Source organism: Sphingomonas larreae, from assembly GCF_051400595.1.
GTDB lineage: Bacteria > Pseudomonadota > Alphaproteobacteria > Sphingomonadales > Sphingomonadaceae > Sphingomonas.
This window is the reverse complement of sequence record NZ_JBLFFI010000002.1, coordinates 102316-116002: the sequence shown is the minus strand read 5'-3', so window position 1 is coordinate 116002 and position 13687 is coordinate 102316. Positions and strand designations below refer to the sequence as shown.

At 71.0% G+C, this 13687-nt stretch carries 10 protein-coding genes; 3 read left to right on the top strand and 7 right to left on the bottom strand.

Annotation, left to right across the window (positions count from 1 at the left end; all coding sequences use genetic code 11):
• Nucleotides 1-4 precede the first annotated feature (4 nt).
• The 7 genes from ACMGDM_RS08840 to ACMGDM_RS08810 form a co-directional block, all read right to left on the bottom strand.
• On the bottom strand, nucleotides 5-1573 hold the full coding sequence (locus tag ACMGDM_RS08840) for a serine hydrolase (RefSeq protein ID WP_436803766.1): 1569 nt from the start codon (nucleotides 1571-1573) through the stop codon (nucleotides 5-7).
• Nucleotides 1570-2688, bottom strand: coding sequence for a hypothetical protein (locus ACMGDM_RS08835; protein WP_436803765.1), 1119 nt, complete (start codon nucleotides 2686-2688; stop codon nucleotides 1570-1572). Before ACMGDM_RS08835 ends, ACMGDM_RS08840 begins: the two co-directional genes overlap by 4 nt.
• Nucleotides 2676-3725 (bottom strand): N-acetyltransferase DgcN family protein, encoded by a 1050-nt coding sequence (locus ACMGDM_RS08830; RefSeq protein ID WP_436804252.1) that lies wholly within the window; start codon nucleotides 3723-3725, stop codon nucleotides 2676-2678. Before ACMGDM_RS08830 ends, ACMGDM_RS08835 begins: the two co-directional genes overlap by 13 nt.
• Nucleotides 3722-6031, bottom strand: coding sequence for a TonB-dependent receptor (locus ACMGDM_RS08825; protein WP_436803764.1), 2310 nt, complete (start codon nucleotides 6029-6031; stop codon nucleotides 3722-3724). Before ACMGDM_RS08825 ends, ACMGDM_RS08830 begins: the two co-directional genes overlap by 4 nt.
• Nucleotides 6032-6096: 65 nt before the next feature.
• A complete protein-coding gene (locus tag ACMGDM_RS08820; RefSeq protein WP_436803763.1) occupies nucleotides 6097-7371 on the bottom strand; it encodes a peptide MFS transporter in 1275 nt (424 codons plus the stop codon).
• Nucleotides 7368-8357 carry a dipeptide epimerase gene (locus ACMGDM_RS08815; protein WP_436803762.1) on the bottom strand — a complete coding sequence of 330 codons (990 nt, stop codon included), beginning with the start codon at nucleotides 8355-8357 and terminating at the stop codon, nucleotides 7368-7370. Before ACMGDM_RS08815 ends, ACMGDM_RS08820 begins: the two co-directional genes overlap by 4 nt.
• Nucleotides 8357-10357: a serine hydrolase domain-containing protein gene (locus ACMGDM_RS08810; protein WP_436803761.1), complete on the bottom strand. Its 2001-nt coding sequence runs from the start codon at nucleotides 10355-10357 to the stop codon at nucleotides 8357-8359. The genes ACMGDM_RS08815 and ACMGDM_RS08810 overlap by 1 nt, the downstream gene beginning before the upstream one ends.
• Nucleotides 10358-10458: 101 nt before the next feature.
• Between ACMGDM_RS08810 and ACMGDM_RS08805 the strand changes: the two genes are divergently transcribed.
• From ACMGDM_RS08805 to ACMGDM_RS08795, 3 genes are all read left to right on the top strand, one after another.
• On the top strand, nucleotides 10459-11148 hold the full coding sequence (locus ACMGDM_RS08805; RefSeq protein ID WP_436803760.1) for a helix-turn-helix domain-containing protein: 690 nt from the start codon (nucleotides 10459-10461) through the stop codon (nucleotides 11146-11148).
• A complete protein-coding gene (locus tag ACMGDM_RS08800) occupies nucleotides 11145-12401 on the top strand; it encodes a dipeptidase (protein ID WP_436803759.1) in 1257 nt (418 codons plus the stop codon). The genes ACMGDM_RS08805 and ACMGDM_RS08800 overlap by 4 nt, the downstream gene beginning before the upstream one ends.
• A gap of 331 nt (nucleotides 12402-12732) precedes the next feature.
• Nucleotides 12733-13653 (top strand): Gfo/Idh/MocA family protein, encoded by a 921-nt coding sequence (locus ACMGDM_RS08795; RefSeq protein WP_436803758.1) that lies wholly within the window; start codon nucleotides 12733-12735, stop codon nucleotides 13651-13653.
• Nucleotides 13654-13687: the final 34 nt, after the last annotated feature.

The following is a 13687-nucleotide window of genomic DNA, read 5'->3' as shown; positions in this document are numbered from 1 at the left end:
CCTCTCACCTCGCGGGCTCGGGCTCGAACAGCAGGTCGGCATAATCGAAGCTGAAGTCGGCGATCGGCGACACCGGCCGCGCCGTGATCCGCGCCACCCTGCCCGCCGCGTCGAGCGCGAAGGTGAGATAGGCCGGCTCGATGGCGGGATCGTCGAAGCGCGCGACGAAGGTATCGTATTGATAATGCTCGAGCCGCCCCGCCATGCGCGGTGTCGGCACGAAGCGCACCGTCAGCCCGGCGGCGTCACCGCCGACCTCGATCGGGCCGTACCAGCGGTCGACGTAGCGCCCGGCGTAGCGCGCCAGCGGCAGCGACGGGCCGACCTGGGCGGGCGTCGCCGCCTTGGCGCGCACCGCGGCCTCGGCCGCGGCGATCCGCTGCGCGCGATAGCGCGTGAAGCGCGCCGGCCAGTCCTGCCGCTTCGCCCCGAGATAATGGTCGATCAGCTCCCACATCAGCCCGTGCCGCGGCGCGGCCTCCTCGCTGTTGAGCTCGATCGCGAAGCCGACGTGGCGCGCGGGGATCAGCACTACCACTGAGGTCATGCCGAACAGCCCGCCGGCGTGCCACACGATCCGCTCGCCGCGATAGTCGCGCACCTCCCAGCCGAGCGCATAGGCGTCGAAGGTCGGCGTGGTCGCGGCGACCGGCTCGGGTAGCGGGGTGATCGGCATCGGCGTCACCGGCGCCCACATCTCGCGCCCCGCCGTGGCGGAGAAGACGCGCGTGCCGTCCGCCGCCACGCCGCCGCCCAGCTGCACCTGGAGCCAGCGCGCCATGTCGATGGCGCTCGCCGCGATCAGCCCGGCGGGCGCGGCGGCCTGCGGCAGCTGATCGCGCTCGTCGAGCGCGCGCATCGCGCCGGTGCCGCGCACCGCGCCGCCAAAGCGCGCGTGCGGCAGCGCGCGGTTGGGCGTCGCCCAAAAGGTAGCCAGCTCGCCGGTCGCGCCCGCCATGCCCGCTGGACCCAGCACGTGCGCGCGGACATAGTCCTCCCACCGCTGCCCGCTGACCGCCTCGATCAGCTGCCCGGCCACGGTGTAAAGGACGTTGTCATAGGCATAGCCGCTGCGGAAGCTGGTCGCGGGCGCGATGTAGCGCAGCCGCCGCACGATCTCGGCGCGCGCGTAGCTGCCGCGCGGCACATACAGCAGGTCGCCCGCGCCGAGCCCGAGCCCGCTGCGATGCACCAGCAGGTCGCGCACCGTCATCTCGCGCGTCACCCAGGCATCGTACATCTGGAAGCCGGGGAGATGGTCGACGACACGGTCGTCCCAGCCGAGCGTGCCCGCATCCACCAGCGTGGCGATCGCTGCCGCTGTCATCGCCTTGGCGGTGGAGCCGATCAAGAAGGCGGTGTCCGCGTCGACACGCTCGGGCGCGCCCTGCCGCCGCACGCCATAGCCTCTGGCGAGCGTGACCTTGCCGTCCTCGACGATCGCCACCGCTATGCCCGGCGTGCCCGAGGCGCGCATCACCTGCTCGACGCGCGCGTCGAAGCCCTTGGGCGGCGCGGCGGATGCGGGCGCGGCGGCAAGCGCGGCGAGCACGACGGGTGCGGCGGATCTCATGCGGTTGGCTCCGGCTGGGCCGACCCGCTCCGCCCGGTCAGGGTAAGCAGCAGCAATGGCACGACGTAGATCAGGATCAGCAAAGCCGCGAGCAGCCGGTAGCCACCCGCTATCAGCCCGACCAAGCCGACGCGCTCGGCCAGCAGCATGCACGGCGCCAGCAGCGCCAGCGCGAGCAGCGCGCGCGCCGCGGGCGAGAGCGTGTCCCGCCCGCTCGCGCGCGCGACCCGCTCGTTAACGGCGTGGACCGCGCCGGTGCCACTCTCCAGCAGGGCGGCGAAGATCATCAGCTGGAAGCCGAGGTGGAACAGCGGGTGGCCGAGCCGCGCGAGAATATAGTCGGACGGCAGCACCGCGTTCGCGATCTCGGGCAGGAACGCCGCCATCGTGACGAAGAACAGTAGCGCCGGGAGCATCGCCAGCGGCGCTGCCAGCGCGCCCGCGATCACCGCGTCGCGGCCGGAGCGGAAGTGGCGCGTCACCGGCAGCACGATCACCGCGCCGACGATATTGTAGCCCGCATAGGTCAGCCCGCCGAGCGCCCAGCCCGGTGCGGGCGGCCCGGCCGCGGCGAAGGCCTCGCCGATCCGCCCGCCCACGCTCGTGAGCGCGAGCAGCAGGAACAGCGCGTAGGTGGCGTAGAGCAGCACCGAGACCCAGAGGAAGACGCGCTCGACCCCGGCGTTGCCCCAGGCGACGCAGGCGGTGATGCCGGCGAGCAGCGCCAGCGTCCCCGCCAGTGGGGGCAACCCCAGCGTCGCCGCGCCGATCTCGCCCGCCGCGGCGCCGAACACCGCGAGCACGACCACGACGAACAGCGCGTAGGCGGCCTCGAACAGCACCCAATAGCGCCCCAGCAGCGCCTGGAAGAAGGTGCGATAATCGCGCGCGCCGACCGCATGCGCGAACCGGAAGGTGGCGGCGGCGACGACGCCCCAGATCAGCGTCGCCAGCGCCATCGCCAGCACCCCGCCCCAGGCGCCCGCGGGCAGGAAGAACTCGGCGAGCTCGCGCCCGGTGGCATAGCCGCCGCCGATCACCACCGCCTTGAACGCGAGCCCGGGCAGCACGTACCGCCGGAAGCAGTCGGCCGCGGCGGGACTCAGGCCGCGCATGCGTCGAGCAGTCGCTCGAAGGCGTCGCCGCCGCGGATCGGGTCGGCCGCGGGCAGGCCCAGCCGCTCCGCCGTGTAAGCGATCTCCGCCGCCGCGTCCGGCTCCGCCATGCCCGCGGTGTTGAGGCTGACACCGGCGCAGCGGATCGCGGGGTTGGTCAGCCGCCCGACCGCGATCGTCTGCTCGATTACCGCCTCGATCGACGGGACGCTATAGCCCGGCGTGCCAAGGATCTGCGCGCGCGTCGGCTGGTGGCAGACGACGAACAGATCGGGCTGGCTGCCGTGGAGCAGCGCCAGCGACACTGCGGCGTAGGAGGGATGGAACAGCGAGCCCTGCCCTTCGATCACGTCGAGATGCGTCGGCGCGTTCGCGGGGCTGAGCAGCTCGGCGGCGCCGGCGGCGAAGTCGGCGACCACCGCGTCGATCGCGATCCCCTCACCCGCGATCATGACGCCGGTCTGCCCGCTGGCGCGGAAGGTCGCGTCTCGCCCGCGCGCCTGTAGCCCGCGCGCGATCGCCAGCGCGGTGTATTTCTTGCCGAGCGCGCAGTCGGTGCCGACGGTGAGCAGACGCTGCCCGGTGCGCTTCGCGCCGGTCGCGATCGGCAGCGCCGCGGGCGGCTCGCGCACGTCGACCAGCCGCGTGCCCGCGCGCGCCGCCGCCTCGCTGAGCACGGGGATCTCGCGCAACCGCGTATGCAGCCCGGCGACGAGGTCGAGCCCCGCCTCGGCCGCGGCGAGCAGTTCGGGCATCCAAGAGGCGGGGATCACGCCGCCCTGGTTGGCGACTCCGATCACCATGGAGCGCGCTCCCGCCGCAGCGGCCGCGGCGGGGCTCATCCGCGGCAGGCCGGTGGAGACGGTTGCGGCGGGCAGCGCGTGCTCGGCGAGGCACTTGTCCGCCGCCCAGTCACGCAGCCCGAGCGCGGTCTTGGCGAACCCAGGCTCGGTCGCGTCGCCGAGGAACAGCAGGTACGGCGCCGCCAGCCCGTGCACCGCGGGAGGGGGAGAGGCGGGAGCGTGGCGCACGGTCAGAACCCGACGCCCAATGTGGCACCGATCGTGCGCGGCTGGATCGGGCTCACCTCGATCCCGCCGTTGGGGCGCGTCTGGAACGTCCCCGCCGAGACCAGCCCGCGCGAGTCGGCGACGTTGCGAGCGTAGACCGACAGGTCGAAGCGCCCCAGAGACACGCCAGCGCGCAGGCTGGCGGTGGTATAGCCATCAAAGGTGATGCGCCGGCCGTAGACGTCGCGATAGGCCGCGTCGAAATTGCCGAGCCGGTCGCTCACGGTCGCGAGATCGGCGCCGACATAGGGCCGTGCGCCATCCCAGTCCCAGCTGTATTCGGCCGAGACATTGGCGTTCCAGGTCGGCGCGAACGGCAGCTGGTCGCCGTCGCGTCCGCCGTTCGAGGTGTCGCCGCGCAGCCGCGTGTTGTTGTAGGCGACGGTGGTGGTGACAATGAAGCCGCGCGTCGGGCGCAACGTCGCGGTCGCCTCGACGCCGTAGCTGCGCGCACCGCGGCCGTTGGCGTCGGCTGAGATCGGCCCGGCGTCGGTCTGGAAGGTCGCGACGATCAGCGTCTTGTCCCAGTCGAGGTAATAGCCCGACAGGTCGATGCCGAAGGTCCGGTCGGCGGTCTCGGCGCGGATGCCGGCCTCGTAGCTCATCAGCGTGTCGGCATCGGTCTGCGTCGGATAGTCGGCGCCCGCGCCCGGGGGTACGACGTTGGGGCCGCCCGGGCGATAGCCCTTGGCGAAGCGCGCATAGACCTCGCTGTGTGGCGCGAACTCATAGCGCGGCGCGACCGACCAGGTGAACACGCCCTCGTTGGACGTGGCGCGATTCTGCGATGGACCGCCAAACAGCGCGCCGTCGAGCGTCTGGGTAGTGCGCTGATCGTTATGGCTGTAGCGCGCGCCCGCGGTAAGATCGAACGTGTCGCTGAGGTGCAAGGTCGCGCTGCCGAAACCGGCGTATTCCTTGTAGGTCGAGTCGAGCTGCGCCAGCACCAGACCGTTAAAGCCGGGGATTTCCGGCACCGGGGTGATCGGGCGACCGGTCGCGGTGTCGAACGGGAAATAACGCTGGTACAGCTGCCCCGGCTCACGCGTGTAATAGCCCCCGACCAGCCACTCCAGCGTCGCCGTGTCGTTGGACGCCAGCCGAACTTCCTGAGTAAACTTCTTCTGCGTCGAGCGATTGGGATAATAGATGCCATAAGCGTCGGGCGCGACGCCATACACGCCTGCCGACGCCGCCTGCGCCAGCGTCACGCCGTCGCCGACCGCGTTGTACGAGACGTCGCTGCGATCGGTCGCGACCTGGCGGCTGTAGCTGGTGACCGAGGTGAAACTGGCGAAGCCCAGGTCATAGTCGATCGTGCCGGTGTACAGGCGGTAGCTCACTTCATTGCGATCCGGGAAGAGCTGGTAGCGCACCTCGCGTCCGCCGGCACTCGCGCCGGTGAACGGGTCGGCGGTGATCGGGCGCAGCGTCGCCGCATCCGCATCGAAGGCATTGCGCGAGTCGACCTCGATGTTCTGCAACACCGCAGTGAGCCGCAGCGACAGCCGGTCGCTCGGCTTGAGCAGCAGCGAGGCGCGGCCGCCGTAGCTTCGCGCGCGGTTGACGTCCTCGTCGGCGATGCCGATCGCGTCAATATAGCCCGCGGTGCGACGGTAGAAGCCGCTCGCGCGCAGCGCCACAGCGTCGCCGAGCGGCACGTTGACCAATGCATTTCCGTAATAGCCGGTGCCGCCGTCGCGCACCGTCTCGACGCCGCCCTGCCCGCGCGCCTCCCACTCGCCCAGCTTCGGCGCGACGGTGACATATTTTACCACGCCGCCCAGCGAGTTGGCGCCGTAGAGCGTGCCCTGCGGCCCGCGCAGCACCTCCAGCCGCTCGATGTCGAACGTGTCGAAGTCGCCCGCCAGCGTCGCGCCGTTGGTCTGGCCGGTGCTCGAACCGAACGGCGTGTCGTCGAGATAAACCGCGACCGTCGGGCTCGCGCCGCCAGCGTTGATGCCGCGCAGCACGACGCGGGTCTGGCCGGGATTGCCCGACTCGAACGACAGGCCGGGGACCAAAGCGGCATAGTCGGCGATGGTGCGCGCCTGGCGCTGCTCCAGCGCCTCGCCGCCGAGCACCGACATCGACTGCGGCACGTCGGACAGGAGCTGCTCGCGCTTCTGCGCCGTGACGATGATGTCGCCGACCTGTGCGGCCTCGCGCTCGGGCGACGCGTCGTCGGGCGACGCCTGCTGCGCCGCCGCGGCCCCGCAGAGGAAGAGCGCCAGCGCACTCGCGACCGACGCGCCACGACGAATGTTCCTCATCGCTTCCCCCTCGATGTTGCCAATCAGGATGCTAATGTCCTGATCGGAGAATAGTCAACCGAAAATCAACGCCGCTCGCCCGCCCTGATCACCGCGAGGGACGCGGGGTCGATCGCCGCCAGCAGCGCCGCGGCGAGCGCGGCCAGCCCGGCGAGCAAGAGGAAGAAGGCCCCGTGCCCCAGCGCGGTCCAGGCGGTGCCGACCAGCCCGGCGGCGAGGCTGCCCGCGAAGGTGGCGAGGTACCAGGCCGCCACGGTGGTGGCGCCCAGGCCAGCAGGGGCGAGCCGCGCGAACAGCCCGAGCCCGGTCGGCAGGATGTGCAGCTCGCCCGCCGTGAGCAGCGCGAAGAACAGCGCGAGCCACAGCCAGTGCGAGGCGCCTCCGCGTGCCGCCAGGGCGGCGAGCAGGAGATAGGCGCCCGCCACGATCAGCGCGCCCACCGCCATGCGCCGCACCGGCCGCTCCGCACCGCCGCGCTCGGCCCGGCGCCGCCAGCGTGCCAGCAGCGGCGGCGTCAGCGCCATCACGAACAACGGGTTGAGCGACTGGAACCAGGTCATCGGCACAATGGCATCGCCCGCGCGGCGATCGACTCCGGTATCGGCCCAGAGCGCCACGGTGTTGCCGACCTGCTCATAGGCGGCGCGGAACACGGTGACGCACAGCGCCACCGCCACCAGCAGCAGCGCCACCTCGCGCGTGAAGCGGCCGCGCGGCGTGGCGTGGCGCACCGGCGCGGCGCGCGCCGAGGCGGGCAGGTAGCGTTGCCCCCAGAGGTAGATGCCCAGCCCCGCCACCATGCCGATGCCGGCCGCGCCGAAGCCGTAATGCCAGCCGTACAGCTCGCCCAGCGTCCCGCACAGCAGCGGCGCGAGGAAGCCGCCGATGTTCACGCCGACGTAATAGACGTTGTACGCCCAGCCAACGCGCGGGTCGCCGGGCGCGTAAAGGTCGTCGATCTGGCTCGGCAGGCTCGGCAGGAACAGCCCGTTGCCAAGCGCGATCGTCATCAGCGCGACGTAGAAGAGCGGCTCGAACGCCATCATGAAATGGCCCAGCGCCATGATCGCGCCGCCGAGCACGATCGCGCGCCTTTTGCCCAGTAGCCGGTCGGCGATCACGCCGCCGAGGATCGGGGTGAAATAGGCGCAGGCGGTGTAGGCGCCGTAGATCAGCGAGGCCTGTGCCTGCCCCAGCATCAGCTGCTTGGTCATGTAATAGACCAGCAGCGCGCGCATCCCGTAGTAGGAGAATTGCTCCCACATGTTGGTGAGGAACAACACCGTCAGCCCCCGCGGCTGACCGAACCAGGTCGGCGCGGGCGGCGCGGCGGCGCTCACCCGCCCCACACCTCGGCACCGGCGTAGAGCAGGCCGTCGTCGTAGCGCACGCCCGGCGCGCGATCCTCGGCGAGGAAGGTCGGGCCGTCGAGGTCGACCAGATCGGCAAGCTGGCCCAGCACGAAGCCCGGCGCGGTGGCAAGGCTGGTGCCGATCATGGTCCCCACCATCACGCCCAGCCCGAGCCGGCGCGCCTCGGTCGCCATCAGCAGCCCCTCGGTGAGCCCGCCGCACTTGTCGAGCTTGATGTTGACCACGTCGAACCGCCCGACCGCGCCCGCGACGTCGTCGAGCGTCAGCAGACTCTCGTCGCCCGCGATCGCAATGGCGGAGCGATAGCCGTCTAGCTCCGCCTCGGCGCCGCGCGCGAGCGGTTGCTCCAGCAGCGACACGCGGTGCGGCAGCAGCCCCGCGACCAGCGCGTCGAGCTCGCCGCGTGCAAAGCCTTGGTTGCCGTCGACGCCGAGCCACACGTCCGGACGCGCCGCGCGGATCGCGGCGACCCGCGCGAGGTCGAGGTCCAGCTCGCCGGTCAGCTTCACCTTGATCGAGCGCGCCCGCGCATAGCCGCGTGCCACCGCCGCCATCGCCTCGGGCGTGTCGGCGCTGACGGTGAAGGTGGTGACGATCGGGCGCGGCGACGCGCTCAGCCCGGCGAGACGCCACACCGGCGTGCCGCTCCGCCGCGCCTCCAGCTCCCACAGAGCAGCGTCGACTGCGTTGCGCGCACCACCCGCCGGCATCAGCGCGCGCAGCTGCTCGCGCGTCGGCCCCGCCTCGATCGCCGCGCGTGCCGCCTCGACATCGGCCAGCATCTTCGCGAGATCGTCGCCGAGATAATAGGCACCGGCCCCCTCGCCGCGCCCCTGATGCGCGCCGTCGTCGAGCGTGACGACCAACACTTCGGCGGTTTCGAAGACATAGCCCGAGATGCGGAAGGGCTGTGCCAGCCGCAGCGTCGCTGTTTCGGTGGAGAGCCGCAGCATCAGTAATGCACCGTCAGCGCGAGCAGGTGGAAGACCACGGCAACCCACAGCACCACCATGGTGGCGAGCAGCAGCAGCACCGCCCACAGCTTGCGCGTCCACGGCCGGTCGCCGCGCCACGTCACGACGGCGTTCCAGCCCGCGATTCCGACCGCGCCGACGAACACGACAATGCTGGCGAGCTGCAGCAGCGTCAGCCAGCCGTCGCCCGGCACGCTGTCGCCGAACAGCACCGAGATCAGCCAGAACCAGCCGCCCAGCACCAGCAGCACCGCCAGCGCCATCACCCGCGCCGCGCGGGCCGCGCGCAGCGGCACCCCGGCGAGCGGCGCGGCCGCCTGATAGCGGCGTCGCAGGTACCAGTTGGCGGGCCAGAACAGCGCGGTCAGCAGCAGCACGGCGAGGCTGGCGTAGAGCGCGGGGAGCAGCCAGGCGGCGTCGCGGTAGGCGGGCACGCGGTCCCACACCATGAAGGGCGAGACGAGGTCGAAGCTCCAGCGCGCCGGCTGCCCGTCGACGAGCTGCGCCGCGAGCCGGTCGTGTCCGGCGGGATCGCGCCACACATAGGGCGCGACCTCGACCCAGGTGACCGGCACGCCGTTGGCGCCCTTGACCGAGGGGATGACGAGCCGCCCCTGCGGGTCGGCGCCCACCTCGGCTTGGCCGAACAGGTTGGCGATGTCGACGAAGTTGGTGAAGGACGAGCGGCTCACCTGCCAGTGGCCGGCCAGCGCCGCGGCGTGCCGGCGCGCGGTGGCCGTGTCGACGCGCCCGGCCGGCAGCGTCGCGTCGGGGAAGTAGCGGTCGGCGAAGTCCTGGAACAGCTGCCCGCGCGCGACATGCGCCGCGCCGTCGCGTCCGGCCGAGTTGAACGAGACGTACAGCCCGGTGCGCTCCGCCAGGAAGAGGTGGAGCGAGGTGTGCATCTGGTTGGTGTCGCCCAGGTGCGCGATTACGCGGCGGCCGTTGATGTTGGTCTCGAAGAAGCCCAGCTCCATGCGGTTGAGCGGCGGGATCAGCGAGCGCGGGTTCACCTTGGCGCGCGGGCTGTCGTGCATCAGCGCCGCGGTCTCTAGGCGCAGCACGCCGCGCCCGCCGTCGAGGTGCGCGATCATGAACTTGGCCATGTCGAGCCCCGAGGCCGAGAGCGATCCCGCCGGGCCGGGCACGACGATCTCGAACGGCTTGGGCTCGCCCGAGCCGAGCGGATAGCCCTCAGCCATCAGCCCGCGGAGCCGCCGCGGCAGCGGCTGGCGGAAGCTGGCGGTGCGCATGTCGAGCGGCCGGAAGATGCGCTGCTCGACATAATCGTCGAACGGCGTGCCGCTGACGCGCTCGACGATATAGCCTGCCAGCGTCGTCGCCCAGTTGGAATAGGCCGGGGTGGTGCCGGGCGCGTAGACCCGCGCGGGGACGTGGCGCTTGAGATAGGCGCCGATCGGCTCGACGTCGCGCGCGTCATAGGTGATCAGCTTCTTGTTCGCCTCCTCGAACCCGGCGGTGTGGGTCATGATCTGGCGCAGCGTGATCGGCTGGCCGCGATAGGCGGGGATGGCGAAATCGAGGTAGCGGTTGACGTCGGCGTCGAGGTCGAGCCTGCCGGCCTCGACCTGCTGCATCACCGCGGTCCAGGTGACGAGCTTGGACACCGAGCCGGGGCGGAAGAGCGTGAGGCTCGGGTCGACCGGGCGGCGCTTCGCCACGTCGGCATAGCCGTAGCCGCGCGCCGCGATGACCTGGCCGTCGCGCACCACCGTCACCACCGCGCCCGCGATGTCGCCGCTGTGCAGCGCATAGGGCATGTAGCCGTCGAGCCAGGCGGTGACGTCGTCACCGGTGAGCGCGCGACCGCTCGGGGGCGTGACCGGTGCGGCGGGCGCGGCGGGCCGCACCACCGTCGGTGCGCCCGGTTTCACCGGCGCCTGTGCTGGCGCCAGCGCCGCGATCGCCACCGCGCCGAGCGCCGCCGACAGCCACGCGAGCATCCGTCCCGTCCCCATTGCCGCCGCCTCCGCTTGTCGTTATCCTCAGGTATCATCCTGATCAGGACAAGGTTATCCTGTTTAGGCGCTTCGTCAATGGCCTCACGGAGGACGCCGCCTTGCCGACATCGCCGCCGACCCTGGGCGCGCTCCTCAAGGGGCTTCGCGCGCGCGAGGGCTGGACGCTCAAGGAGATGAGCGCCAAGTCCGGCATCCCGGTCTCGACCCTCTCGAAGATCGAGCACGATCGCCTGACGCTTACCTATGACAAGTTGCAGGCCCTCGCCCGGCGGCTCGGCATGCGCATGACTGACCTGTTCGCCGAGGAGAGCCAGGAAGCGACACAGCCCGTCACCGCGCGGCGCAGCCTCGGCGACGTCGCGCATTCCGTGCGCGTGGAAACGCCCAACTACGACTATTATTACCTCTGCACCGAGCTGCGGCGGAAGCGGATGATTCCGGTCGTCACCAAGATCCGTGCACGCTCGGCCGAGCAGTTTGGCGAGCTGGTGCGCCACTCCGGCGAGGAGTTCCTTTACGTGCTGAGCGGGCGGGTGGAAGTGCAGACCGAATTCTACGATCCGGTTACGCTGGAGCCCGGTCAGGCGATCTACATCGATTCGAGCATGGGCCACGCCTATCTCGCCGCGTCGGGCTGCGAGGAGGCCGAGGTGCTCGCGGTGATGTCGAGCGCCGAGGAGGAATTGATGGAGTCGCTGCTGACGCTCCACCACGGCCAGCGCGGCCCCGGCGCGGAGAATGAGAACGACTCGCCGGCTCGCCCGCGCCGCAGCGGAGGCGCACGATGAGGGCCGCCCTGCTCGCCGCGGCCGCTCTGCTCGCCACCACGCCCGCCGTTGCGCAGGACGATGCCGCCCGCGTCGCGCGCGTGCTCAAGGCGACCCCGCTGATTGACGGGCACAACGACTGGCCCGAGGCGCTGCGCGAACGCGAGGGCGACAAACGCTGGACGATGGACCTGGGCGACCTCGGCGCGAGCGATCCTGCCTATAACACCGACATCGCGCGGCTGCGGCGCGGGCTGGTCGGCGGACAGTTCTGGTCGGTGTGGGTCTCGCCCGATCTGCCCGGCAAGGAGCAGGTGGAGCAGACGCTCGAGCAGATCGATCTCGTCCGCTCGCTCGCCGACCGGTACCCTGACACGTTCGCGCTGGCGCGCACCGCCGCCGACGTGCGGCGCGCGCACGCTGCTGGGCGGATCGCCTGCCTCATCGGCGTGGAAGGCGGCGGGCAGATCGACGGCAGTCTCTCGGTACTACGCGCTTATGCCGCGCTGGGCGCGGGCTATCTCACCCTCACCCACTCGCGCACGATCGACTGGGCCGATTCCGCCACCGACGACCCGCGGCACAATGGGCTCACCGTCTTCGGCCGGCAGGTAGTCACCGAACTCAACCGGCTCGGCATGCTGGTCGACCTGTCGCATGTCAGCGAAAAGGTGATGCGCGACGCGCTGGCGGTGACGCGTGCGCCGGTGGTCTTCTCGCACTCGGGCGCACGTGCGCTCAACGACCATCCGCGCAACGTCTCGGACGACGTGCTGCGGCTGGTGGCGCGCAATGGCGGGGTGGTGATGGTGGATTATGCGCCGGGCTATGTCGCCGACGCCTACCGCCGCTGGTCTGCCGACTCGCTGGCCGAGAAGGCGCGGCTCAACTCGCCACCGTACAACGGGCTCGACATCGGCCAGCCGGAGAAAGCCGCAGCCGATTACGCCACCTGGCTCCGCGCGCATCCCGCCCCGACGGTGACGTTGGCGCAGGTGGCAGACCATATCGTCCACGTCGCCAAGGTGGCGGGCGTCGATCACGTCGGGCTCGGCTCGGACTTCGACGGTGTCGGCGAGACGTTGCCACAAGGGCTTGGCGACGTCTCAACCTATCCCGCGCTGCTTGCCGAGATGATGCGCCGCGGCTGGTCCGACGCGGACGTCGCCAAGCTAGCCGGCGGCAACGTGCTGCGCGTGATGGAGGCGGCCGAGCGGGTCAAGGCGCAGATGCGGCAAGAGGCAGCGGCGGCGGATCGCCGGTCCGAACGGTAGAGCAGAGTAGTTTAGTGATACCCGCCGCGCCGGGCACCGTCACCGGCGCGGCGCTGGCACGCGGCGCTTCATGGCGACGATCAGCTGCGCCGCAGGAACGCGCGTGCGCGCCGTCGGTCCTCGGCCAAGTGATGCAGCTAGATTGTGCCCCCTCCGCAGTCTGGTCATTTACCCAGATGCTGGCCGTTGCGTGGCGCGTGCCGGACAGGCGGCGGATGCGCGCGCATGCTCGGTCGCGTGGTCAAAGCGCTAGATCGCCCGGCCAATCGAGAGGCGGTGGCGCGACGGCGCTGCCTCGGATAGGCCGCGCACGGCCGCGCGGGCTGGAGAGATGATGGAGACGGACATGCGCGTGCTGATGGTGGGTTTAGGCGACATCGCGCAGAAGGCGTATTTGCCGGTGCTGGCGAACCGCGCCGACATCGAGCTCCACGTGGCAACGCGGAACCGCACGGTGCGCGACCAAGTCGGAAACAGGCTGCGCCTCCCGCATCGCTACGCCACGGTTGCGGAAGCACTCGCCGCCGCGACATTCGACGCCGCCTTCGTCCATACTGCGACGAGCGCCCACGCCGAGATCGCGGACGCCCTGCTACGCCGCGGTATACCCACCTTCGTCGACAAGCCGCTGGCGGACACGCTGAGCGGGGTTGAAGCGCTGGTTGAGCTGGCGGAGCGCCACGGCACCCCGCTCGCGCTCGGCTTTAACCGCCGTTTCGCCCCGGCCTATGCAGCGCTGCGCCAGCACGGTGCCAACCTCATCACGATGGAGAAGCATCGGCATCGTCAGCCCGACGCGATCCGACGGGTGGTGTTCGACGACTTCATCCACGTGGTCGACACCTTGCTGTTCCTCGTGCCCGCTCCGGTGCGGCGACACACGATCGAGACCCAGGTCACGGACGGCAAGCTCCACGCCGTGACGCTCACGCTCGCGGGCGACGGCTTCAGCGCGATTGGCACGATGCATCGTCATAGCGGGCTAGACGAGGAACGGCTCGACGTCATCGGTGGCGGCGCGCGCCATACGGTCCTCGACCTCGCCGAGCAGGTCGAATCGGCCGGCGCTCAGCGGCGCCAGCGGCGCGGCGACTGGACCTCGGTCGCGCGACAACGTGGCTTCGAGGCCATGTGCGACGCCTTCCTCGACGATGCCCGCGAGCGGCGACCGGTGGACGCCGCGTCGATCCTGCAGACGCACGCGCTCTGCGAGGCGGTCGTCCGTCACGCCGAGGCCCATGCGACGCGCTAGCGTCGCACCGCTCCGTCCCGGGCCACGTCGCTCT

Coding starts and splice junctions, on each gene's coding strand:
- ACMGDM_RS08840 (WP_436803766.1), bottom strand. CDS start 1,573: ATGAGATCCGCCGCACCCGTCGTGCTCGCCGCGCTTGCCGCCGCGCCC.
- ACMGDM_RS08810 (WP_436803761.1), bottom strand. CDS start 10,357: ATGGGGACGGGACGGATGCTCGCGTGGCTGTCGGCGGCGCTCGGCGCG.
- ACMGDM_RS08825 (WP_436803764.1), bottom strand. CDS start 6,031: ATGAGGAACATTCGTCGTGGCGCGTCGGTCGCGAGTGCGCTGGCGCTC.
- ACMGDM_RS08800 (WP_436803759.1), top strand. CDS start 11,145: ATGAGGGCCGCCCTGCTCGCCGCGGCCGCTCTGCTCGCCACCACGCCC.
- ACMGDM_RS08795 (WP_436803758.1), top strand. CDS start 12,733: ATGATGGAGACGGACATGCGCGTGCTGATGGTGGGTTTAGGCGACATC.
- ACMGDM_RS08815 (WP_436803762.1), bottom strand. CDS start 8,357: ATGCTGCGGCTCTCCACCGAAACAGCGACGCTGCGGCTGGCACAGCCC.
- ACMGDM_RS08835 (WP_436803765.1), bottom strand. CDS start 2,688: ATGCGCGGCCTGAGTCCCGCCGCGGCCGACTGCTTCCGGCGGTACGTG.